Here is a 24,643-nt window from a genome sequence, read left to right as displayed (position 1 = left end):
ACCGCCGATAAAAAATCAAAAAAATTTACACACTTTACTTGACAAACCCTTATCTGCTATAAATGAATTCTATATATCAAACTTATCTTTGCAAGTTCCAAAAGCATATACCCCAAGGCCTTAAACAAACTGGATTTTTCAGTCCTCTATTACTTCTCCATGAATGCTCACTCTGCCCCCATCTGGACATTTTACATCGAATTTTTTAGCGCGAATATTACCATAGTCCAGTTCAGCTCCGTTCTGCAAGGCATATACAAGCGGATATATGACGTTCCAAAGTTCGTGGCATAACGGGGGACATAAATCTTCGACAAAGAAGATGTCCCCCGCTTTACAGTAACCTCCTCTGCATTTACTTTCCGTAATAGTTAATTTTACTTTTGCCATTACTGTAGCTCCTGTGCGCAACTTCTGATTTGTTTGTTTAGATTATAGCACTAATATAGCAATTTCTCTATCATTTCCTTATTTGTATGAATGGTATTTCCTTATATTTGTCCACATCGTTTTATTTCACTATGGGAAATCCAAGAACCATTTAGGCACTAAAGCATCAAAAGTAATTGCTATTTTTACACCTGCTATAGGTATTTGATCGGAATCACACGGTCATTTCCTTTCAGTGTGACCAGATTGTCATACAGACAGATCACGCCGCCGGGTCCTCTTTGCACACCGTGTATTTTATCTATCAGATCAAAAGCATCCGTATCTTTCTTTTTCGGATCAGCGTGCTTTTTCATTTCAAGTGGATACAGCGTACCGCTGTCCTCAATTAGCAGGTCAATCTCATTCATGTCCTTATCCCGGTAGAAGTACAGCGGAGGTTCCACAATTCCTTTATTATAGTAGCTTTTAATAATTTCCGAAATAACAAAGCTTTCAAAAAACGCTCCTGCCATCGCTCCGTTTTTCAGGACATCGGCTGTATTCCACCGGGTAAGATAAGCAGCAAGTCCCGTATCAAGAAAATATAGCTTCGGTGTCTTTATTACACGCTTTGTAATATTCGTAGAATAGGGCTTAAGCAGATAGACTATATTAGAAGCAACCAGTATAGACAGCCACCGTTCAGCAGTGGGCTGGCTGATTCCTACGTCCCGCGCCATCGAGGCGAGATTGATAAGCTGACCGGTAGAAGCCGCTGCCGCGGTCATAAAGCGAGAAAATTTTACAATATCGCCAATCTCGGAAAGCTCTCTCACATCCCTTTCGATATATGTTCGGACATATGCTCCATAAAACATCTGCCAGTCAAAGTCAGGATTACCGACAAGTTCCGGCATAGATCCCCGATAGATGATGTTCCAGACATCAGCATAGGAGATATCAGCAAGCTGCTTTTTTCTCTCTGAAAAATAATCATCCGTGGGAAGAAACGGTGCATCGTTTTCAATACCGTATCTCTCACGCAAAGAAAGTCCGAGCAGGGTCACCAAACCAATACGTCCCGATAAAGATTCGCTGACACCCCTCATCATCTGAAACTGCTGTGAACCGCACATAAAAAACTGGCCTTTCCTGTGACTGCAGTCTATGAGCATTTTAATATATGGAAATAATTCGGGTGCCTTCTGAATTTCATCCACAAAAACCGGCGGTGGATTGTCCTTGAAAAATGTTCCGCTTTCCTCCTGTGCACTGCTTCTGACAATCAGATCGTCAAGAGTGACATAGTTTATCCCCTCCGTAATTTTCTGAAGCATGGTCGTCTTTCCCACCTGCCGCGGACCTGCAACCAATATTGCCCCAAACATAGAAGAGAGTTTTCGCACTGCCTGCTCTGCATGACGTTTAATATATGTGTCCAACCTCACCACCTCTTTCCGGCTATTTTAACATTCAATATTATTATATACGAAATCCAACTAATTATCAATATTTAACCTATTACTATTCACCCACTCCCCGATACACCTCTTTAATAATTTCCTCCACAGAGGTTTCCGTCAGTTCGAAATCCCTGATCTCACATTGTGCGAATAAATATTCCAGAATTTTCTGCGCCGATATTTTTTTTTGGAAAATACAATCTGCAGTTGGTTTTCTGACTTATAGGTAATCCTGCAATCCGGAATATTCAGCGGTTTCTCCGGCGGTTTCACCAGCTGTACGCTTAACGAAGTCTTAGTATTGTATAATTCCTTAAGATTATCAATTCTTCCGTCATACACCAGTCTGCCGCAGTCTATAATCATTGTCCTTTTACAGATCTGCTCGATATCATCCATATCATGCGATGTGATCAGCACTGTGACTTTCCTGGTCTGATTCATCTCCTGAATAAACCTCCGGATTTTTTCTTTTGCCAGCACATCCAGCCCTATCGTCGGCTCGTCCATAAAAACCAGCCTGGGATTATGGAGCAGTGAGGCCGCGAAATCCGCCCTCACCCGCTGTCCCAGGCTTAACTGCCGCACAGGGCTGTCCAGAAAATCCTTCAAATCCAATATTTCATCAAAAACATACAGGTTCATGCGGTAAACGTCATCCGGGATCTGGTATATATCTTTTAAAAGTTTGAATGAATCGATCACCGGCAGTTCCCACCACAGCTGTGTCCGCTGTCCAAAAACCACTCCGATATTCTTAGCATGCTGTTTTCTCTTCCGATACGGAATCAATCCGCCCACATTCACCTCTCCGGATGTGGGTGTCAATATTCCTGACAGCATTTTGATGGTTGTTGATTTACCGGCTCCGTTCGGGCCGATGCAGCCAACGGTCTCTCCCTCCCGATTGTAAAGGAAATCCCGTCCACCGCATGCCTTTTCTCATACTCCCTGCGCCAAAAATGGCTGCCCGAACCTTTCTTTTCAACCTTATATTCTTTTCTTAAATCTCTCACTTCAATAAAGCTCATTTTAGTTTCCTACGCTTTCATAGCGGGACAGCCCCCGCCGCATTAAAAGGATACCCAGCAGGAACGCCGCGGCTCCGATCACCGGTGTCAGCAGATATAACTGTTTCCAGGCGATCTCTTTCTCCAAAAGCATCGCTGCCGGATAAAAATTTACATATGCCCAGGGAAGCACCGTGGACAAAATAACCCTTATTGTTCGATTATAGATGTTAATAGGATAATTAGAGAAAACCGCAAAATTGAAATACAGCATTTGCGACAGTGAAGCAGAGCGCTTCAGCCAAAATGCCGTCGCGCCAAAGCCGATAAAAACACCGCACTGCAGCAAGACCGCTCCCACCAGACACAGGAAAAAAAGAGCGCCTCTCTCCCACGACCAGCGGATCTCATTAACGGATAATGAATAAATTAAAAAAGCGAGTGAAAGAAAAATCTGGCTGATACCGGCCCAGTTAAACTGTTTCCACACGATGCTGAAGATCGGATGAACCGGGCGCACCATCATGCGGTCCAGATCGCCGTTATTTATGTATTGATCCATATTGTGAAGGATGCCGTAAAACAGCGTATTGGCGATGGAATAGGAAAAGAACTGCATCGCCATCAATAAAACTATTTCCGGATAGCTCCACCCGCCAATCACCGGATAATTTCGGGTGAGTATAAACGCCTGTAAATAAATAATCAGATAGGACAGAATATTAGAGCTCCATGCCATTATAAAATTTGTCTTAAACTGCATCCCGGACTTAACTGCATACTTTATATGCAGAAAATACAATTTTATCATCCGCATGTTCAGCCTCCCTGTACGGTGATCCGCCTCACTGCCAATTTCCATAAGAGATAGGCAGTTGCAGTCAGCACCGCGATCCACACAAAAAGCATACATATGGGCTTACCAAGTTCATCCAATGCGGCCGTTCCTGCCAGCATGCTCTGCGGCAGCTGGAATAAAATCCAGAACGGAAACAGAGAAGCGGTTCCAGATAAAAACCCGGGAAACATCCATAACGGAATCACGCTGCCTCCCAGCAGTTTAATGACGTCTTTCATCACTCTTTCAAACCATCCCGCACTGACCAGCATAAAGTGGAGCAGGCCCACGCAGAAGAAGATCAGCCAGTATAAAAACATATTGCCCGCCATGATCAAAAGGAACGGAAGAAGCATGGCTGTCTGCATCCTGACCTGAAATCCGGTCGTAAGAAAGGCCGCAGCTAAATACGGAATCCCCTTCTTAACCAGATTTCCGGTCATGCGCCCAAGTGATCCGCAGAGCATGCTGGCTGCGTAATTATACGGTTTGATAAAATCCATCACGATCGCCCCGTCCATGACCCGTCCGCCTACAAGCGAAGCTACCCCTGAATCATAGCAGAAACCTAAGAAGATCCCAAATGCCTGATAGGTTACCATCTCTGATAACGCTGCCGACTCTCCCAGCATAGCTCTCCATAAAAATATGTACATATACAAACTTAAAATGCCTGCTATTATTCCCAGAACTGTATCAGCCTTATATACAAAGGAATTTTTAAAATCAATATACACCAGATGCAAATATGCTTTTATCAAAATTAATCACCCATTTACCCTCGGCCGTGTACACGCATTATACCTATAGTACCAAATAAACGCTCACTATCCAATTCCTTTTCCCTTAAATGTATTTTACGTTTTTATATCGCTTGAATGAACAAGCACGGATAAACCGCCTGCCCGATTGACTTTTGCAGAACAGCCATGCTATGATGCGATTCACAGTAACTGACCCCTAAGTTATTTATTACAATTTTATTAAATTTAGAAAATAGTGTTATATTTATGTCATTTTTACGTTGTTATAGGCTGATAAAACTTGGAGGTAAAATCATGATACCGTTATCTGCAAAAGAGAAAGAGAAACTGGGGCATCTATATGTGAAATATTCGAGACTGATATGGTATGTTTCCGTCAGGATTGTCAGAGATGAGGGGCTGGCTGAAGATATGACACATGATACTTTTCTGAAGGTTGCGAATCAAATCGACAGCGTTAAAGCTGTGGAAGGGATTAAGACAAAATGTTTTCTTATTACGATTGCCAAACACCTATGTGTCGACTATTTCAGAAAAATGAAGGCGAAGAAGATGGATTATTCCTACAACCTGGATTCCCTGCTGGATCAGGCGCCGCTTCCCTTGGATCAGGTGTGTCAGAACGAAAGGGACACCGCACTGCACAACGCGCTTCAAAGTCTGGATGAAGATTACCAAGAGGTTTTATATCTGCGTTTCGTATCGGAGCTGAACAATCACGAAATCGCACAGGCGCTCGACATCACGCCCGAATATGCGGCAGTAAAAGTAATGAGGGCAAAGAAGGCGTTAAAAAAAGCCCTGGAGGCATATAATGCAAAGTATGGAGATGAACAGATCTTCTAAAAAAGGATGCTTCCCTTTCAGGCCAACCGCCTGTAAAGGGAAGCCTCCCGGATTCAATACCACTTTGCCTGTTCATTCCAGATCCGGCTGTACTCACCGCCCGCTTCTTTCAGCGTATCGTGCGTGCCGCATTCCACCACGCGCCCGTCCTTCATGACCACAACCTTATCTGCCGCCCGGCAGATCCCCACTCTGTGGGAAATGATGACCGATGTCTTATCCTGAATCAGATCCACAAACTTGGTCAGGATATCATATTCCACCAACGGGTCTAGCGCACTGGTCGGCTCGTCCAGTATGATCAGATCGCTGTCCTTGAACATACCCCGGGCGATGGCTACCTTCTGCCATTCCCCGCCCGAGAGTTCACGGCCGCCGAACTCTCTGCCCAGCTGGCTGTCCAGACCGCCGATGTTACGGATCAGCTCCTCCATCTCCACCGCCTCCACGGTTTTATTGAGCCTCCTGTCATCGTTTATATGGCTCAAATCGCTGATGCCGATATTTTCCCGCATGGTGAAGTTGTAATGTACAAAGTCCTGCGTCACCAGAGAGATATGGCGGTACAGGCTGTTTCTCTTAAGCGCCTTCATATCCTGACCGTCATAGCTTACGGTGCCGGAGGAGGCCAGATATGCGCCGGTCAGCACTTTTGACATGGTGGTCTTGCCTGATCCGTTTACACCGACCACCACCACATGTTCCCCCTTTTTGATGGCCAGGTCAACGCCGTTAAGAGAATCCCGGTCGGAACCGCTGTAGCGGAAATGTACATCCTTCAGGGTGATTTCCTGCTCAAAGGGCCTGTAGGACTCTTCCCCGTCTTTCTCCGCCTCAATCTGGAAAAAGTCATAGTACTCCTCTGCGCGGTGATAAAGCTCAAAGAATTGGGAAACGGTGTCCCCCAGCCCGATCAGGTTCCCCTGCAGGGTTGCGAACGCCGATATACAGGCGGCAAACTGGCCCACGGCGATGTTTCCGCGCACCATCAGTATGAAAGCGATCGCGATATTGAGCGCATAGCAGGTGTTTTTGATCACCGCTCCGGTCATCCACATGCGGGAGGCCGCCAGCTCCACCGCCTCCATCTCACTGACCACCGTCACATTGGAATCCACCCACAGTTTCTTCATATAGGATCCGAATCCCAGTGTGCGCATCTCCTTAACGGGATCTTTGAGACAGAACAGCCGCCAGAGGTACTGTATCCTGCGCCTGACCGAGGTCTGTCTGCGGTATGTGGTATAATAGCGTTTCTCAGTATAGACGGTTACCGCAAAATGCGGGATGATTCCCAGCAGTGAGAACGGGATCAGCCATGCAGAAAACGATCCGGTCACATATATGGTCCCGATGCATACCGCACCCATCTGTATGATATCAAACATCCTCGTGATCAGAAGCGTCATCGCCTCATAATCCGTATATGCCGCCTCTGCTTTCTGAAAGGAATCAAGCGTCTTCGGATTCTCCAGCGCTTCCAGGCTGATATGCTTCGCGTAATCAAACATCTTCCAGCCGTAAAATTTTTCTTTGCCGCATTCCATAAAGATCTTCTGCACCTGCTCCACGCTGCCAAGCACGGCAGGAAGACCGATGTTGATACACAGCAGGACGATGTCACGGCGAAAGACTGGCATCGTTTCTTCATTCAGATTTCCGACCACGGAAAAGATCTCGGCGATCAGAACAGGAAACCATACGGCCAGAACCGCATTGATGATGTGCACGATGATCGTGCAGGTGAGGAATCCCGGCATAAACCGTATTCCGTCCTTCAGCACATAGTTCAGATACCGCAGGCCCTTACGGACATTCTGCGAATAGGTACGGTCATGCTTGTTCGCCATCTTCACGGTCACCTCCCTGTTCTTTTACATACCAGGAGCTCTGCGCCAGATACATGCTGCGGTAAAGGCCCTCCTGCTCCATCAGCGCTTCGTGGTTGCCGGTCTGCACGATCTTCCCGTCATCCAGCACCAGGATCTTTTCCGCCATCTTTGCCGACGCCAGCCGGTGCGAGATCATGATCGTTCCTCTCTCGCTGAAAATCCTTGCAAAATTTTCATACATATGGCTCTCCGCTATGGGGTCCAGAGAGGCGGTGGGTTCATCCAATATCACATATTTCGCATCGGAAAGAAACGCTCTCGCCATGGCGACCCGCTGCCACTGCCCCTTGGACAGATCCTTGCCGTCTTCGGTCAGATGGCCCAGATTCCGGTCCAGCCCCGCATCTTCCGTATCAGCCAGCTCTTTGGCTCCGGCCAGAGAGAGCGCATGGAGCAGCGCCTCATCCTGATTCAGTTTCTCAAGACAACCGAACGCGACGTTTTCCCTAAGGGTCAGCTCATAGCTCTGGAAATCCTGGAACACAGCGGAAATCATCTCTCTTTTCAGCTCCTCCGAGAGGTCCCGCACATCGACGCCGCCTATGGTGACCCGCCCCTTTACCGGTTCGTAAAGGCCGCATAAAAGCTTGATCACCGTGGACTTTCCCGCGCCGTTTTCCCCGACAAACGCGACTCTTTCTCCTTCTTCAATACGGAAGGTCACGTCCTTTAATACCTCCCGGTCGGTTCCGGGATAGCGAAAGCTCACATGATCAAACTCGATACAGCTGCCGGCAGCCGCCGGTACCGACCGCTTGTCGCTCCGGTCGGGCAGCGCCAGAAATTCGCGGTAGAAATCCAGCTCTAACGCACGCCTTATGGCCTCTGATACCTGCCAGGAGGAATTGGTCATCTTATTTGTTATGGACCCGATGGAACCGAGAGCCGCGGTGAACTGGCCCAGCGTAACCGTCCCGTGCAGCAGCGCATAAGAGAGCATGGCGACAATGAAGATATAATAGATGAGGCCTAAGAACCGGCTTCCCGCATCCATGGCGATCAGCTTTCCGCTTTCTTTTTTTGTCTCCTCCACGATCTTGCCGCTGTACTCATTCCATTTTTCTGACAGCAGCGACTGGCTTTCAAATACCTTCATCTCATACACAGCATGTTTATTCCTTAACAGCTGCTTCAGATCGGCCATCCTGCGCTTATCATCCGTGGCTCCACGGTAGATTTCACGCAGCCGGTACGCGGAATTAAAGTACAGCGCCACCATCGGAACGGCGATGATCAGCAGCCCGACGCCGATCCAGACGGAAATGCTAAGATATACTCCCAGCGTAAATAAGATAGAGACTACCGCCTGAGTCGTGATCACCGTCCAGAAAAAGCACTGAGATACCACCTTCCAGGGCTCCCTGCTGATGCGCTGAAGCACCTCCTGGGCCCCTTTTTGCTCAAAGGCGCTGTATTCCAGATTCTCCAGCTTGTCCATGATGTCCCTTGCCATGCGCTGCGTCAGCTTCGTTTCGATGACTTTGTTTTCATAGGAGCCCAGGCGCTGAAGCATCGTCCAGAAGAAGAGCATCAGAACCAGCAGGACGCCCTGTACAATCATGGGTGTGAGCCCCTGCCCCGTGGACGTGTACAGAATCCCGGAGTCCACCACCTTCTGCACCAGGATAATCTGCAGTCCGGGAAAAAATCCCGGTATGTAGAAACCTAAAATCAACAGAAGCCCGTGCAGCGGCGCATAGCGGAAAACCAGCTTGAATGCCAGCCCGCAGTTTTTCACCACTTTCATACTTTCCCCCCTCTTTCTTGTCACTAACCGAAGGATGACCTACGCACACTTCAGTGTGCTTCCCCTTTTCAGTCAAATGTATTCCCATTATATCATGAGTTGGAAATTTGTAAACGGAATCGTCAGATAATCTCATCTATTTCATTTTTAAACACCAATAAGCCCGGATAAGAGTAAAAATCTTATCCGGGCTTATTTTCCGTAAAAACTCCAGTCTTCCCTGCAATTTTAAACTGCCGCAAGACTGCTAAACCATCAGCCTTGCCTCCATCCCATAAAAATCCACCGTCCGCAACGTGCCGTCCTTAAACAGTACGGTCACCGGACCGTAACCGCCGCAGCGCGTTGGATCGGCATACCGTATCTCCTTTATCGGGAACAGTTCCTCCTGCGTGAAATTCTCCGCGCTTTCCCTCGTCAGAACCTGTGACAGAAGCAGATACGGCTCATATCCGTACTGTTTCTCTCTCCGAAGCCTTGCGCAGACGATCATCGAATGCGCCGAATCCGCGTTTCTCCCCTCTGACCGAACCAGCTCCAGACTGTCCCATCCGTCAAATACGGTCATGGCCAGCTGTTTCTCCCGTCCCATATGGTCATGGCCCTTCAGAATCATTGCCTTCGCCCCGTCCAATTCCCTTTCTTCTATTAAAGTGCCGTTATCCGGAAAACCGTATGCTCCCAGAGTCAGCTCCAGCGGCCGGCGGAAAAAACGCATCTTATCCGCCCGGAAAGTGCCGAAAGGAACTGCAAAATCAGCCAGATCCATGGCCGGAGTGCGCAGGTATTCCACACTGCTAGAATAGCCAAATACTGCCCTCCGGTACAGCACCCCCTCCCGCTCTCCGCTCCACAGCAGCGCATTGGCCTTGCTGCAGGAATCTGTTGTCAGATCACGGAGCACATACTGCTGTGATTCAATGCCTGTCACAGGCTCTGACTCCCAGGGATATTTGGTGCTGTAGGAGAGCTTGCAGTAATTCCACATTCCGCGGTCATCACCCGCTTCCTTTTCCGCCTTCCCTGTCCGAAGCTCAGTGGTGCCGTTGGCGCCATGATTACAAAAGCACAGCCCGGGACCGTCCAGCACCGTCGTCTTCGTCTCTCTTACGCCAAGACTCTCCCATGTGCCGCCCCGTTCCCTCTCGGTCCAGAACGGATGATCCTTAGGGAAGTACAGGCACAAAAATGCCTTCGCCAGCCAAAACGGTGATTCTGCGCAGGAATAACTCTGCACCATAGGAAGAAACGGCCCATAAAAGCCAAGCACAGGTACCCCCTGATACAGCAGGTCGTCGCGGCATAGAAACTGCATGAGCGAACCGGAACAGATCCTTCTTGCGAGCCCTGGGTCCGCCGCCGGGTTTCTCATGAGAAGGTTTCCAGCAAAAGCGGAGGTGGACGCGTTTCGGTAGATGCAGCTTCTCCCCCACATATTGGTCCAGCCGTCCCTGTCAAAAAAATCCCCGTAGGTTTCCATCAGGCGGTTCGACTGCTCCTCAAACCGCGCCGCGAGATACGGCTCCTCCTCATAGCCGTACCAGAGATTCCAAAATGCGGTGTAGACATTAAACGCCCAGCAGGAATAGTAGTCAAAGCTATGGCCATCCCTGTACCATCCGTCCCCGGCATACCATCCCAGGATGGCCTGGGCATGATCCCGCATGATATCACGGTCGATCTCATAGCCCTCCATATAAAGAAACGCCATATCCAGCATATTAAACAGCCTCCAGTTATGCGGGATCGTGCAGCCCTGGGCGTAGTCTTTGATAAAATAAGCGATCCGGTCTTTCTCCTCCTTCGTGTAGGTATCCCAGATCTCCTCACGGCAGAGCCATAGGCAGATCACCAGAGCGCCTGTCTCCACGGTCTGCTGGAAGGTGCAAAAAGGGTCATCTCCTCCCTCCGCCGCTTTCATGCTCTCCATATCGAGCACCCAGTTGGGATCTCCCTTTGTGCAGGAGCGAAGCACCTGGCTCCTGTAATAATCCCGCATCCGATAGCCGCAGACCGTAAGCTCCGGCTCCGCATGGATCATGGGCGCCGCCAGAAAAAAGGATCGCGCCAGACCCTCAAAATATTCCGCCTGGATCTTATGCCCCGGCGTATGCGCATTGGGGTATGTCACCTCCGTCTCATAGCGGGGCATCACCACCGGATCGTCAAAATTCTGTATGTTCTGAAAGATTCCTGTCAAAAGATATTTCCCCGCATCTATCCAGGATTCTCTCGTCAAACCTGTGTATGGGGACAGACGGAAATCTGTCCCGGACGGTTTCCATCCCTGCTCCATCATCCTGCTCCTCATTTCTGCGCATTCCCTGCACTACCAGTATACGTTCCATTCAGGATTCAGCATCCTGTTTAAGGCTTCCATGAAATAATAATCCCCCCAGATCACGCATTCGTCCACGCCGCTTTCCCGGCAGGTGTTGTACGGCGTTTTCTTCGCATACACCCCATGCAGGAGCTGTCCGTCGGATATGGCAGGATCCTTCACCTGATAATGATCGATCAGCGTCTTAACAAATTTTCCGGCAAGGCTTTCGCAGTCTTTTTTTCCTTTCCGTCCAGATGTCTGCTCATCTCCAGCAGGCCGCAGGCCGCGATGGCCGCGGATGAAGAATCCCTGGGTTCATCGCTGCCATATGCGTCGCTGAAGATGAGATCCCAGTAAGGGCACAGATCCGCCGGGAGATGCTCCAGGTAATATCCCGTGATTCTGCGGAAATATCCGATATACTCTTCCCGCTTCGTATACTTATAAGCCAGAGCGGTGCCGTAGATTCCCCAGGCCTGGCCTCTCGCCCAGGCGGAGCCGTCCTGATAGCCCTGGCATGTGGCGCCGTGGTCAAATTCCCCTATCACCGGATTCATGAACACGGTATGCCAGGTGGAATCATCTTCACGGATCACGTATTTCATGGCCGTATGCACATGCTGGTCGGCGATTTCACGGTATCTTCTGTCCCCCGTTTCTTCGCTGGCCCAATAGAGCAGCGGCAGATTTAAGAGACAGTCTATGATAAATCTGTAATTGTCCGGCGCTCCATACGCCCCCCAGGCCTGTATAAAGCCACCCACGGGCTGAAACCTGGATATCAGCCGGTCAGCAGCCGCAACAGCCGCTTCCCGGGCTTCCTTCATGCCGGTCAGCATATATGCGGCCACACAGGATGGCGTGAACAAAAAGCCCATATCATGGTGATCCACATCTGTCTTGGCGCGGATTCTTTCCAGAAATGAGAGGACCTGCCGACTGCCGCTCTCTTTGAGCAGCCTGCGGGTTTCACCGTCAGCTGCGTTCTCATAGGCCAGCCACACTTCACCGGTCCAGAAGCCGGTTGTCCAGCCGATATTTTCCCTTAATCTATAAAACCCATTGTCGCTGTTATCTTCCGGAAACCGGTCTTTGTAGCGGATGACCGCGCGCTTCACCTGCTCCATACAGCATTCCATCGCCTTACGCACTTCCGGCATCGCGGCCTCAGGCATTTGTGCAATGCCCTCTCTCGTTATATATCCCCTCAACTTATTCCTCCTCTAAACATTCAGAAGCACACTGATGTGTGCGTTCATCAACCTGCGGTTGGTGACACGATCTGAATCTTTCTTATGCCGCAGGCCTTCACAGATCTTCGCAGAGCATCACAGGCCCTCGCAGCATATGAAATGATCCTGCTGCGCTTTCATCCAGTCGACCGTCATCCTCTCCAGACGCTCTGCAAGCGCTTTATTTTCTTCCGATTTAAGATCCAGCGGCTCCTGCTGCAGCGGGTCCAGCTCATTGTCGTACAGATATCGTAGGCACTCCGGCTGCGGTACGGGATGATAGCCTGCATCCATCACATAGGTGTATCTCGCGGTCCGTACGCCACGCCATCCATACCGCATCGGGTCCATCCCCGCCTTATAAAACTCCTCCAGATACAGCGCCCTTCCCGGGCAGGCACACAGAAAGCTCACCTTATCAGGCTCCTCCTCACCGGAACGCAGAATAGGGGCGCAGTCCTCACCTTCCACCGTGTCCGGCACCGGCACATCCAAAAGCCCCAGCACCGTAGGCATCATATCCTGGCTTCCGATACAGGTCGTGCAGGTATGGGGCTTTGTACCGGGATCGCGCACCACAAACGGGATATGCACCGATTCCTCATACCAGACATGCTTTCCCATCAGCCCATGGCTTCCCATCATATCCCCATGATCTGAGGACAGCACGATGACCGTGTCCTCATAGAGCCCTTCTCTTTTCAGGGCTTTAAGGAGCCTGCCGAACTGTTCATCCAGCCCTGCCACCGCAGCATAATACTGCCGTGTCATGCGCATTAGCTCCTCCCGTCCGCCGGACACCGGTTCCTCCGTGTGATGGTGGAGATGATCCGCCCGTACATTTCCGCGCAGCCGGAGTTCACGGCCCTCAAAGGCCTCCAGATATTGATCCGGCACCTCATCATAGGGGCTGTGGGGTGGATTCCATGAAATATACATGGCAAACGGCCTTTCTTTGTCCCGCACACACTCCAGATACCGGATAGCCGCATCGGTCTCATGCTCCACCGACCACTGATCCACCCGGATCATATCCGGTGTATCCAGCCAGTAATGGGGATGAAGGTGGGCATCCCAGGCGCCATAAGAATACCAGTAATCAAATCCGTGGCGCCGCACTCCGGGAGGCGTAAACGCATCCCAGCCCAGTGCTCCGGATGCCGGATTCTCCTCACGGTTTCGTTCCGGCTCATCCAGATGCCATTTTCCGATATATGCGGTCTGATAGCCGGCTTCTTTAAGCACCTGGCCGATACCGATCTCCCCGTCCTGAAGGCGCATCGAAAGCCCGGTCTTACAGTTGGTAAAAAATCCGGTGGATAGAGGATATCTGCCTGTCAGAAGGCTTGCGCGGTGGGGCGAACACAACGGAAATGTGCTGAATGCATGGTCACAGTAAACCGATTCTTCACAAAAGCGGTCCATGACCGGCGTTTGCACCGGGTCCTCTCTGGCATAACCGATGGCGCTGCCGCGCCACTGGTCCGCGAATACAAAAAGCAGATTTTTTTTATTCATGTGCATCTCCTGTCTCTCCTGCGGTCACAGAGCGGTCCGCCTCCCGGCTTAACAGTTCCTCATCCAGACGGATGCCGAAACCAAAGCAAGACTTCACCCCGATGGGATTGATCCTGCTGTCCGTCGGAATCTCCTGCACACAGCGGTAATAGAACTCTGATTCCCCGTCTTTTTCCGTAGCCTCCACCCACTGCGCTCCAAGCCCTACCGCCAGCTGCTGCCAGATCGTTGCGGAGGGGCCCACCAGGCTGTCGTCGCCAACCATCAGCCCCGCCCCCAGTTCACGTATCCGGCCTGCCAGCGCCACCACATCGATGATTGAACCTGCAGAATCCGGATGGATATTATAGATGCGGCCCATGCCGGGCAGGATCTCATGAATCGATTTTCTGGAAGGGCGCAGGGGGTAATCCGGGATCAGACTTAAATCCCCCGCCAGGGTTTGCAGCTTCACCCAGTCATTCAGGCTGATATAGGCGGGATCCTCACATGCATTAAGCCCCGCTTCCCGCAGGTTCATAAGGTTTACCGCGATCTGCTCCAGCGGCACATCCTCTCCCGGCATACAGTATCCGCCGTTTACATCGCCGATCAGGTATGTATTCCTTCCTTTTGTGTGCTGCCGGACCGTGCGGATCACCCCGCAGTCCAGTTCGTTATCTCCAAACAGCTTAACCTTGATATAGCGCTCCCGGCCGTGCTCCACCGCCCAGTCAGTTTTAGCCGCCACATCCTTAAGGTCATCGCTTAGTATCACATAGACGCCGTATACCGGCTCCGTTCCCTTAAGCCCTAAAAGCGCAAGTGCGGGCCTCTTTTTCAGCTTGCCGGCCAGATCCACCAGAGCCATCTCCATCATTTCCACATAATGCTCCGGCCAGATGCCGCGCTGTCTCCGCACTTCGGTGATCGCCGCGGAAACGCTCTTTCCCGTCAGGCTTTCCGCCCGCTGTAAGCAGCTGTCCAGAGAAACCTCCGGCTCATTTACGGTGATGATGCTCTCCGCATAGCCCGTCTCGCCGCCTGCATGCACCGCAGCAATCAGGTGCTGTCTGCTGTTCCATGTGCCGAAGCTGAACCTCTTTGTGGCATAAATGTTTTTCAGATAGATGCGGACGGATCCGATGGGTTCCTCCACCCCGCTTAAATTCTCAAGTATCTCTTCTGTTGTCACAGCTCATGACTCCCTTCTTACAAGTCGGTTAACCCTTAATTCCTCCGGTCAGTCCTCCGATAATCTTCTTAGAGAGGAACAGATACAGGATAAAGGTGGGCAGGAACACAATGATGACGGATGCGAACAGCCCCGACCAGTCGCCGCTGTACTTCATGCCGTTGATCATCGAGAACAGTCCCAGCGCCACAGGCCGTAGGCTGTCGGAATTCACAAAGAGCAGGGACAGGAAATATTCGTTCCAGATGCTGATGAAGTTAAAGATGGTCACTGTCACAAGGCCTCCCTGGACCAGCGGAAATACGATCTTCCAAAAGGTCTTTACCGGATGGCATCCGTCGATGGCCGCCGCCTCTTCATAGGAGCTGGAGATGTTGGCGAAATACGCGGTCAGAAACGTGGTCGTATAAGGGATCTTGGTGGCCACAAACAGCGCGATCAAAACGATCCGGTTGGACATCGTATTCTTTAATACTCCGGATCTGGCGATCATCGTATACAGCGGAATGATCACCATGATGATCGGAACACCCATGGTGGCTGCCAGCGAACTCTTGATCAAATCACGTCCCCTGAACGGAAAACGCTGCAGCACATAGGCAAAGGGCGCGCAGATCACGATCAAAAGGACACAGGAGGTGGTTGCATAGACCAGTGAATTCGTGAAAAACACGGACACATTGGAGGAAAACCACGCCTTCTTATAGTTCTCCCAGTGGAGACCGCTGTTAAATTTCAGGACGGTTCCGGTAAAGATATCCGCGGAGGTGGACAGGCTGGCCGCCAGCACCCACCCCAGCAGAACCGCGGTAAATGCGACCCAAAGGATCAGTATGATATATCCGGGAAGCAGGCGTATCTCTTTTTTCAGGTTAAACGGCTCCGGAGCCTTCCGCTCCTTTTTTGTTCTTCTAAGCACAGCGCGTACCTCCTAAAATTCCAGATCGTCATCTTTAAGCAGCCTGTTGGCCACGTTGAAGATGATTACAATAAAGAGACAGAGAATAATGCCGATGGCAGCGCCGCTTCCGGCATCCCTGGAAACCACGTCCACACTGTCGGCCCCAAACAGCTTCACATACATATAGACCATAGGAACTACCGTTGAAGTATCCGGCGTCAATGGCGAGAACAGCTGTGACCAGATGAAAAAGCCCGCCACGCTTATGGACCACATAATGATGTTAGTCCTAAGTATACCTTTGAGCAGCGGCAGCGTGATATGGAAAAACTGTTTGATCTTGTTCGCGCCGTCGATGCCCGCCGCCTCGTAGTAATCGGTGCTGATCCGCTCAATGCCGCTGATCCAGATAAGCATATGATGGCCGATCATGCCGAAGCAGTAGGATATGAGCAGTGCCCAGAACTTGTGATCCCCGTCCAGCCACTGAATACTTGCCAGAGCATCCAGATGGAGCGCTTTGAAAAAATTGGTCAGGAAGCCATAGGATGAGTTAAACACGTATTGGATCCACATCGTTGCCATAGCCACAGCGCTGATAACATTGGGCAGATAAATCGCGGCCTGGAAAAAGCCCTTGCCGCGCACGCCACTGGTCAGTATGGTCGCCAGCAGCAGGGACACCGCCATGATAATGATTCCGCCGTACAGCCATATGCGGAAAAGATTCCATAAAGACGTCTGGAACAGACTGTTCTGAAATAATGCCGTATAATTTTGGATTCCGCTGAAAGCCCATTTGGATACCGGATCCGTGATTTCCGTGATGGAGAAGAAGCTCATGATGACCGTCCGTATAATCGGATATACGAAAGTCAGCAGGAACAGCAGGGTGCCCGGTATGGTAAAGGCCAGTATCATACTTTTGTTACGCTTCATTGTACCCCCTCATTTCTTAAATAAGGAATTCCGCTCGCCGGATTCTCCGCCTGCGGCAATTTCTATGCAACAGGAGAGGCGGGCATCGCCCGCCTCCGCCATACCATGCACCGGTTATTTAGCAGCCGCCGACATATTGGCTACAAACTGTTCGGCAGTGATCTTACCCGCATACAGGTTCATCAGATTTTCTTTCAGAACCGGTGTTGCATCCGGGTTATTTTCAGCACCGCCGGAGGTCGGGAAAATCGTCGTGCAGTTCTGTAAGTTCTGCCGGCCAGGATGTATTGTTCAGATCTGCGGGAAGGCCCAGGGTCTCCGCCGCCAGTTTCGCATCGTATTCCCCTCTTGTCAGCTTTTCAATCAGACCGAAAGCCGCTTCCGGATGCTCGCACTTGGATGTGATCGCAAAGCTCTGCGCGCCTACCACCATGGCCTCAGTGCCATTTACGCCGCCTTCCACTTCCGGATAGTTGAAAAATCCCCATTCAAAATCTCCGCCGGTAATTGTCTTCACTTCGTTGGGCACATAGGTTCCTACGCAATACATTGCAGCCTTTCCCACCGCAAACTCGGTATTCTGTCCGGTAGGCCATACGTTTGAACCCACCAGAGGGGAGAAATACCCTTTGCCCGCCAGATCCTCAAAGGCCTTGGCAGCCTGAAGCACCTCCGGTCTTTCCCAGCCGCCGTTTTCGTTAAACATCACCTCATTCACGCCGTCGCTGCCCATCAGCCTGGCCAGATGCATGCCGAATGCCTGAGGAGCGTACGCGTCATCGGTGGTCAGTGGGATCACTCCGGAATCTTTCAGCTTCTGGCATGTGTCCAGAAATTCAGTCCAGTTGGAGGGAGCTTTATCGATGCCGGCATCGCGGAACAGCTTCTTATTGTAGAGATAAGCGTTCGCCTTAAACTGATAAGGAATCTCTTTGAGCACACCGTCCGTATAGCTTCTCGCCAGTTCCATCATGACAGGATTCGTATCCTTCTCATAATCAAACTGTTTCACCAAATCTTCCAGACTGACGGTACGGTCTCCATAGTTGCTCTTATTCCCCTGTCCGTCGAACAGGTCCACCTGCTGATCCGCATCCAGCGCCGGGATCAGGCCTTCCTTGATTCCTTTGCGCCCTTTAAACTCCAGATCAATCTCGACGCCGGTCTCTTTCTCATAAGCTTCCACCGCTTCCTTGATCACGATGCCCTGTGGTTCCGTCGCTTCCCAATTGGACCAATAGACCAGCTTAATGCCGGAATAGTCCGGTGCATCCGTATTCTCTCCCCCCGCCGCAGTGGATCCAGCCGGCTGCGCTGCCGGCGTAGTGCCGCTTGTCTCCGTCTGCCCTGAGCCCTGTGCGCACCCGGCCAGCATCGTGAGTGTCAGAATTCCTGTCAGAAGTGTTGCTGCGATTCTTTTTTTCATAAACCTTCTCCTTTTTCCGCTTATATTTTAACTGGTACCCCATGAGGTCCCAAATGAATGGGCAAAGCTAACTTTTGTTACAGCCGGAACACGTCCTCGTAAAACTGCAGATTGCTCTTAAATATCAAACTGATGATGCAGGTGCTTTTCGCCGGCGGGATGATATGCTTTATGATGCAGTCCGTCAGCAGCCGCAGCGCCGTAACACCTTTGTCAAACGCGTTTTTATAAATCAGCACATCAAATACCCCATCCTGCAGATACTGTGCACTTTTATCATACAGATCGGAACCGATGGCCCTCACCTTTCCCTTCATGCCCGTATCCGTCAGCGCTTTCGCCAAAGCGTCATTGGATCTGGAAGTGAGGGCATATACGCCGATCACATCGGGAATGGATGTCAGCCTCTGGCAGAATTCCCCATAGTCCGCTTCGTTCTTCCCATTGGTCTCATAGGGAGGCGTCTGCGACACCTTCACTCCCGGGCAATGCTCTTTGAGATAGCCGCAGAAGCTGCTCACCATATTTGCGTGAACCTTGGAGTCCTTCTTCCCGCCGGATACGATGATCGTGCCCTCTTTCGGAACAGCCAGTGAGAAAAATTCGGCGCACAGTTCTCCGATCAGCTTTTCGGAAGGCGATATGCAGTAGAGCCCGTCTATGCCGGTCAGCTCGTCATCCAGCACCACCACCGGGATCTTCTGCGCGGTCAGCCGGACATACTGTGTCATCACCGCCTGCTGCCTCGTATAGGAAAATGTGAGCACGCCGCTGTATACCTCCGGCCCGGCATCCGCGATCTGTTTCAGGATCATCGCCTGCTCTTCCTCATTCTGAATGCCGTACTCCTCGGTCACCACATTCAGCGCTTCGATCTCCTTCAGATAACTGCGGCATCCCTTCCACAGATAGGCGAAGTACATGCTCCCGCCTTCTGTCTCCGCGGGCAGCAGCACCGCAATCTTAACGGCCTTGCGCTTCATGGAGGACGCGGCATAATTGAGCTTATACCCCATTTCTTCCGCTGTTTTCAGGATCTTCTCTCTCAATGAGTCGCTGATACCTTCTTTGCCTGCCAGCGCGCGGTGCACGGTGGTGGATGACACATTCAGCGCTTTGGAAATATCCTTCAATGTCGCTCCAGATGCTTCTTCACTTTTTGCCATAATATCTCCTGTTCCTTCCGTCTTTTATAGTGATTGCGCTAAGTTATCCTTTTCGTAAACATTTACGTTATCGTTTACGTAATAAATATAAACGATCCAGTCATCAGCGTCAATGTTAATAAATACTAATTATTCGTTATGTTTTTATGCATAATGTACAACCAAATGCTTGCTGCCGCCTTACGGAACCGGTGTACCGGCACATTCAGTCCGGCGGCTTATAGCATACGCAGACGCTCTAAAAGCTCCTCTTTTACTGATGAATAATACGCAACGCGCCGGATCGTTTCATGGGCTTCACAGATGCCCAGCTTTTGTTCCTCCTCATCCGCGCATTCGATCATCAGGGCTCTTTTCAGATTATACTCCAGCCATTCCAGCCAGCTAAAGCCGATGCCCCAGAGCTTCTCCCAGCTAACGCAGCACTCTCCGTACTTTAGGCGGTATGACGATAAGAAGGCTTCCAGACAGCCGAAATCTATATGGCAAACCGTTACGCCCGCCCAGCTTAGCGCCAGCTGAAACATCTCCGAAAACGGATTTCCGTAATCCAGACATTCCAGATCGATGATGAGCGGTCTCCCATCCTGCCACAGGACATTTTTGCTGTCCATATCTCCGTCGCAGATGCAGGTCACGGGCGGAAGCTGTTGAAGCGCGAGGTTATAAGCCTCCTGCCCGGAATACAGTAGATCCCTGACAGCCTTTAACTCTTTTGCGGTCTTCGGACACTCTGTAACGGCCTGTGCGATATACCGGTCCCAGTCTGCACACAGCATCTCCCTATTACAGGGCTTCTCTCTCCGTTCAATTTTATGTATGGCAGCGAGGAGCGCGCCGGCTGTCCCACAGTGCTCTGCTTTGATTTCATTCCACCGAAGCGCTCTTCCTTCCACCCAGTGGAATACATAATAGTATTGGCCGTTAAGAAACTGCATTTTGCGGCCGTTTATTCCGATCGCCGGCACCACCGGAAGCCCGTGTTCATACAGCACCTCCTCCAGCTGTTCCGCCCTCTGGAAGTTAGGAAGCGCGTCCGGCCGCTTCATAACACAGGGGTTCAGGAGCTTGACCGCATATGCGCCAGCTTGGGTCTCTATTTTATACATTTTGTGCATATAGCCGCCGGATACCTTCACAGGAGGTGAGGTCAGACGGCCCAGATCCAGATTCCTTACTATTTCATGAAATACTTCGTCAACCATCATTTTATATTACCGCCGCTGTTTTAGATTCTATGCAGTTTTTCCTTACAAAACTGTTCAACCGATCTCAATTCTTTCTTTCTTGACTGACTTATCAGCAAATTTTTCAGTATGCCGAGCCAGCTGCCACAGGGATAGTGTATGCTGTACTTCTCGTCATACTGTTTTATACTGCTCAAGCCTTCCTGTTCGCATTTTGCCTTCCATTTATCGAATGCATCCAGCAGATAATATGTCTGACGTTTTATCCTTTCTTCTTCGCTCTCACGCACAGACGGCAGACCGGAACGTTCCTTCAGCGCCAGGTAAACAGACTGATCCACTGCTATGCTATCCTGATCGTAAAAATCTTGAAGATAAATTCGGCCTTCCACTCTGGGATCAGCTGTCTTCGGATAATCTTCCAGCCACTTTTTCCGGTCCATTTCCATGGCCTGCGCTTCAAGTTCCTCTTTTGAACGGTTCATGCAGCATTTTTTATATTTTTTACCGCTTCCGCAGGGACAGGGATCATTGGGATAAATCTTGACGGATTTTTCCTGTTTATTCATTCCTCTCATCATATTCCGAAGCATATTGTCCAAATCTGCGTCTAAGCGTTTCTGATCCTTATCCGATTGTTCGAACATAGACCAGCCCTTCAGTTCGTCCTCCGCGCTGGTAATCTTCTTACAAAATCTCTCATGAGCATCGGAATAATCAAACATCGCATCCACACAGTCGCTATAATCGCCCATCACATATTCATCCGCCCTGCCCTCGTCAAACAAATATTGTATGTCTTTCAGCATCTCCACAAAATGACAGTCGCAGATATTTACGATCATATGTGTATCCAATGTCCCGTCATCCTCACAGACCGGATCATGGATGAGCTCGTAAAGAATATCCGTGATAACCGATTTTTCCACAATGCTGTCTTTGTACAGCTGCATGCATACGTCCAGCGCTGCCGTTTTTGCATACGGATCACAGTTTTTATAAATAATATATTCTTTGAGCATTTTAAAATTGCCGTCATAGGTGCTGTATAATATATCACTTAAGCCGGATGTTACGCAGTCACCGATCAGCCCGTCCAGCACCTCTGCCGGAAGAGAGATCATATCCAGGATGAGCGGAAATGCTTCTCTGCATTCAAACTGTGCCAGTAAGTACATCGCATAGAAATGCAGTTCATAATTGTTTCCCAGTTCGTCTCTTTCCCGTATTGCTTTCCGGATTGCTTCCAAAAGGTACGGCGTTGCCAGTTCCGGATGATCCGAAATAATTCTGAACTCTTTTCCGGGAAATTTCGAGGTAAAGTATGTAATTCTGTTGATTGCATCTATCACTTCTTTTTCCATCTGTATATACTCACTTTCTCTATGAAATGTTCTCTTCAGTAAATCCCTGCCTTGTTCTCACAGGGTTCAAAATATTGATAGAGAATGCCGGCGCCGTCTTCCTCCCACACAATGCCGGTAACCGCATCCCCGAGTTCCTCGGTATGGCTGTTTCCCGCAATATACTGGTATATCTCAAGACCGGTCTTTCCCTCTAACTGAACTAGTTTCACCTGATAAGCACCGTCCGCCCATCCTTCGATCCTGTGATCCGGCCCGGCTTCCCCCTGGCCGGCACCGTCCGCAGTAAATGCCATACCGCTTTCTTCACATAGTATGCTGTAATGTGCGCCCCCATCCTCTGACACCACCTCAAAACTGCAGCCGGTATACAGGTCTTTTGGAAGCGTTAGAGGGAAGATTTCCCCGTCTTTCGGACACAGGATCAAAAGGCCCATGCTTCCGTTTCCGCCCTGTGTGCCTGAATCCATGCATAAAATCAGTTCCGGTATGCCGTCCATATTGATATCTCCGGATTCCAGATTTTTGACCGTGCTGCGGTAATTCTCCAAAACATACGGTGAAGGGAAATTCCCATACCGGACCTCCAGCTTTTCTATGTAAGTCTCTCCTTCTATTTCTCCATATTCTACAGAGAGGGAATCCTCCCGCCCATCACCGTTAAAATCTACAAGTATGCTTCCTGATTTTTTCAGCTGTTCTACCCACACTGCAGATTCCGTACTGAGGTATTCCACTTCTGGCACTGATGATATATTCTGAAGATCCGTTTCTGATGTTTCAGACTGCTGTGCCGTTTGCTGTATACTGCTGTCCCGGGCACCGCATCCGCATAATGTGGCACAAATGAAGCATAGAACCGCCGCAGTTATCTTCTTCATGTTTACGCCCCTCCCTTCGGGCCTTTCGCCTTAGAGCCCCTTATCAGTCCATTTTAATATGGACACTCACCTTTATCAACAAATATTATGGAAAAATCTGCTTTCTTACACAAAAAGAACGCATCCCAAACGCCTTCAGCGCGGAATACGTTCTCATTTGTTCAATTAAGCTTCATCCAGCGCTTCCCCATTGCTCTCAATGATCTTTTTATACCACCAAAACGATTTCTTACGGCAGCGCTCAAGCGTACCCGTGCCGTCGTCATTCCGGTCCACATAGATATAGCCGTAGCGCTTACTCATCTGCGCGGTGGAAGCGCTGACCAGATCGATACAGCCCCAGGAGGTATAGCCCATCACCTCCACGCCGTCATGGATCGCTTCCCGGACCTGCAGCAGATGCTGCCGCAAATAGTCGATGCGGTAATCGTCCAGCACCGTTTTTTCGCCGTCATCTGTTTGGATCAGCTCATCCGCCGCTCCCAGCCCATTTTCCACAATAAACAGGGGCAGCTCATATCTGTCATACAGCTTATTCAGCGTATAGCGCAGCCCCATGGGATCAATCTGCCAGCCCCACTCCGAAGCTTTCAGATAGGGATTTTTATAGCCTCTGGAGAGATTGCCTCCGGTGCATTCTCCCAGTTCGGGGTGCACCGTCTCACAGATGCTGGAATAATAGCTGAATGAGATGAAATCCACGGTATTTTTTAATATCTCCTCATCCTGGGGCTCCATCCGGATCCGAATGCCGCGCTCCTCAAAATAATTCAGCAGATATGCGGGATACCGGCCCCTGGCATGGATATCGGCAAACATCATGGTCTCCCTGTCCTTCTGCATCGCCGCGATCACATCCTGCGGGTCGGGCGTCAGGGGATAGACCGTAATGCCCAGGATCATGCATCCGATTTTGGCGCCCGGCATCAGCTCATGGCCGATTTTAACGGCCAGTGCGCTGGCCACCAGCTCATGATGAACCGCCTGATACAGATCCGCCTCCGAAAGCTTCTCCGGCGGTGTCAGGATGCCGCCGCTCATAAAAGGCGCGTGGAGCAGGGAATTGATCTCATTGAAGGTCAGCCAGTACTTCACTTTATCTTTATACCGGCTGAAAATCGTTCTGCAGTACCGCTCAAAAAATCCGATCAGCTTTCTGCTCCTCCAGCCGTCGTATTTCTGTGCCAGCCCCAGCGGCGTCTCGTAGTGGGATATCGTGATCAGCGGTTCGATCCCGTATTTATGGCATTCGTCAAAGAGTCGGTCATAAAACTGCAGGCCCTCCTCGTTGGGCTCCTCCTCATCTCCCGAGGGGAAGATCCGCGACCAGGCGATTGAGGTGCGCAGCACCTTAAAGCCCATTTCCGCAAACATGCGTATATCCTCTTTATAACGATGATAAAAATCGATGCCCTTCAGTTTCAGATTATCCTGTATGGGTGCTTCGGTCCGTTCTCCGCGCAGCCCGCGGGGCAGCACATCCTGTACTGACAGACCCTTGCCGCCCTCATCGTATGCCCCTTCACACTGGTTGGCCGCCACCGCGCCGCCCCATAAAAAGTTCTCCGGAAATCTCCGCATATTCTGTCCTCCTGTCTTC

The 24,643-nt window shown here is 50.3% G+C and carries 20 protein-coding genes and 1 pseudogene; 1 reads left to right on the top strand and 20 read right to left on the bottom strand.

Annotated features, from left to right (window positions below; all coding sequences use genetic code 11):
- Positions 1-138 precede the first annotated feature (138 nt).
- The 6 genes from DWZ56_RS15275 to DWZ56_RS15255 all read right to left on the bottom strand — a co-directional run bounded on the left by DWZ56_RS15275 (position 139) and on the right by DWZ56_RS15255 (position 4,345).
- Complete coding sequence (locus tag DWZ56_RS15275; protein WP_118557493.1) at positions 139-390, bottom strand: TIGR04076 family protein; 252 nt, start codon at positions 388-390, stop codon at positions 139-141.
- A gap of 194 nt (positions 391-584) precedes the next feature.
- Complete coding sequence (locus tag DWZ56_RS15270) at positions 585-1,760, bottom strand: ATP-binding protein (protein ID WP_118557492.1); 1,176 nt, start codon at positions 1,758-1,760, stop codon at positions 585-587.
- A gap of 192 nt (positions 1,761-1,952) precedes the next feature.
- Positions 1,953-2,684 carry an ABC transporter ATP-binding protein gene (locus tag DWZ56_RS15265; RefSeq protein WP_243095306.1) on the bottom strand — a complete coding sequence of 244 codons (732 nt, stop codon included), beginning with the start codon at positions 2,682-2,684 and terminating at the stop codon, positions 1,953-1,955.
- On the bottom strand, positions 2,660-2,866 hold the full coding sequence (locus tag DWZ56_RS23205) for a hypothetical protein (protein WP_243095297.1): 207 nt from the start codon (positions 2,864-2,866) through the stop codon (positions 2,660-2,662). The genes DWZ56_RS15265 and DWZ56_RS23205 overlap by 25 nt, the downstream gene beginning before the upstream one ends.
- 1 nt (position 2,867) lies before the next feature.
- On the bottom strand, positions 2,868-3,662 hold the full coding sequence (locus tag DWZ56_RS15260; protein WP_158584619.1) for an ABC transporter permease: 795 nt from the start codon (positions 3,660-3,662) through the stop codon (positions 2,868-2,870).
- A 2-nt stretch (positions 3,663-3,664) separates the two neighbouring features.
- Entirely contained in the window at positions 3,665-4,345 is a 681-nt protein-coding gene (locus DWZ56_RS15255; RefSeq protein WP_147369433.1) for an ABC-2 family transporter protein, read from the bottom strand.
- 396 nt (positions 4,346-4,741) lie between these two features.
- Here DWZ56_RS15255 and DWZ56_RS15250 point away from each other — a divergent pair, with 396 nt between their 5' ends.
- Positions 4,742-5,293, top strand: coding sequence for an RNA polymerase sigma factor (locus DWZ56_RS15250; protein WP_158584618.1), 552 nt, complete (start codon positions 4,742-4,744; stop codon positions 5,291-5,293).
- Between the two features lie 53 nt (positions 5,294-5,346).
- Here the strand turns inward: DWZ56_RS15250 and DWZ56_RS15245 are convergent, their stop codons facing one another.
- The 14 genes and pseudogenes from DWZ56_RS15245 to ascB all read right to left on the bottom strand — a co-directional run bounded on the left by DWZ56_RS15245 (position 5,347) and on the right by ascB (position 24,624).
- Positions 5,347-7,143 (bottom strand): ATP-binding cassette domain-containing protein, encoded by a 1,797-nt coding sequence (locus DWZ56_RS15245; protein ID WP_118557488.1) that lies wholly within the window; start codon positions 7,141-7,143, stop codon positions 5,347-5,349.
- Positions 7,127-8,932 (bottom strand): ABC transporter ATP-binding protein, encoded by a 1,806-nt coding sequence (locus tag DWZ56_RS15240; RefSeq protein ID WP_118557487.1) that lies wholly within the window; start codon positions 8,930-8,932, stop codon positions 7,127-7,129. The genes DWZ56_RS15245 and DWZ56_RS15240 overlap by 17 nt, the downstream gene beginning before the upstream one ends.
- Before the next feature lie 247 nt (positions 8,933-9,179).
- The gene (locus DWZ56_RS15235) at positions 9,180-11,231 is read right to left on the bottom strand and encodes a DUF2264 domain-containing protein (protein WP_243095295.1); all 2,052 of its coding nucleotides are present in this window, start codon (positions 11,229-11,231) and stop codon (positions 9,180-9,182) included.
- 30 nt (positions 11,232-11,261) lie between these two features.
- A pseudogene (locus DWZ56_RS15230) lies at positions 11,262-12,430 on the bottom strand (glycoside hydrolase family 88 protein).
- Positions 12,431-12,583: 153 nt separating this feature from the next.
- The gene (locus DWZ56_RS15225; protein ID WP_118557486.1) at positions 12,584-14,005 is read right to left on the bottom strand and encodes a sulfatase family protein; all 1,422 of its coding nucleotides are present in this window, start codon (positions 14,003-14,005) and stop codon (positions 12,584-12,586) included.
- Positions 13,998-15,179 (bottom strand): hypothetical protein, encoded by a 1,182-nt coding sequence (locus tag DWZ56_RS15220; protein WP_118557485.1) that lies wholly within the window; start codon positions 15,177-15,179, stop codon positions 13,998-14,000. Before DWZ56_RS15220 ends, DWZ56_RS15225 begins: the two co-directional genes overlap by 8 nt.
- A 28-nt stretch (positions 15,180-15,207) precedes the next feature.
- The gene (locus tag DWZ56_RS15215; RefSeq protein WP_118557484.1) at positions 15,208-16,098 is read right to left on the bottom strand and encodes a carbohydrate ABC transporter permease; all 891 of its coding nucleotides are present in this window, start codon (positions 16,096-16,098) and stop codon (positions 15,208-15,210) included.
- A gap of 12 nt (positions 16,099-16,110) precedes the next feature.
- Complete coding sequence (locus DWZ56_RS15210; RefSeq protein WP_118557483.1) at positions 16,111-17,019, bottom strand: carbohydrate ABC transporter permease; 909 nt, start codon at positions 17,017-17,019, stop codon at positions 16,111-16,113.
- Between the two features lie 223 nt (positions 17,020-17,242).
- The gene (locus DWZ56_RS15205) at positions 17,243-18,445 is read right to left on the bottom strand and encodes an ABC transporter substrate-binding protein (RefSeq protein WP_243095294.1); all 1,203 of its coding nucleotides are present in this window, start codon (positions 18,443-18,445) and stop codon (positions 17,243-17,245) included.
- Between the two features lie 77 nt (positions 18,446-18,522).
- Positions 18,523-19,611 (bottom strand): substrate-binding domain-containing protein, encoded by a 1,089-nt coding sequence (locus DWZ56_RS15200; RefSeq protein WP_118557482.1) that lies wholly within the window; start codon positions 19,609-19,611, stop codon positions 18,523-18,525.
- 218 nt (positions 19,612-19,829) lie between these two features.
- Entirely contained in the window at positions 19,830-20,819 is a 990-nt protein-coding gene (locus DWZ56_RS15195; RefSeq protein ID WP_118557481.1) for a phosphotransferase enzyme family protein, read from the bottom strand.
- A 20-nt stretch (positions 20,820-20,839) separates the two neighbouring features.
- On the bottom strand, positions 20,840-22,162 hold the full coding sequence (locus DWZ56_RS15190) for a DUF1186 domain-containing protein (protein ID WP_118557480.1): 1,323 nt from the start codon (positions 22,160-22,162) through the stop codon (positions 20,840-20,842).
- A 35-nt stretch (positions 22,163-22,197) separates the two neighbouring features.
- Positions 22,198-23,043 (bottom strand): hypothetical protein, encoded by an 846-nt coding sequence (locus DWZ56_RS15185; RefSeq protein ID WP_118557479.1) that lies wholly within the window; start codon positions 23,041-23,043, stop codon positions 22,198-22,200.
- A 165-nt stretch (positions 23,044-23,208) separates the two neighbouring features.
- Positions 23,209-24,624: a 6-phospho-beta-glucosidase gene (gene ascB, locus DWZ56_RS15180; protein ID WP_118557478.1), complete on the bottom strand. Its 1,416-nt coding sequence runs from the start codon at positions 24,622-24,624 to the stop codon at positions 23,209-23,211.
- Positions 24,625-24,643 lie beyond the last annotated feature (19 nt).

It is taken from the genome of Lachnotalea sp. AF33-28, assembly GCF_003477885.1.
In the GTDB taxonomy this organism is placed as follows: Bacteria; Bacillota; Clostridia; order Lachnospirales; family Lachnospiraceae; genus AF33-28.
Note: the sequence above shows the minus strand (reverse complement) of the source record. Positions and strands in the feature narration are given on the sequence as shown.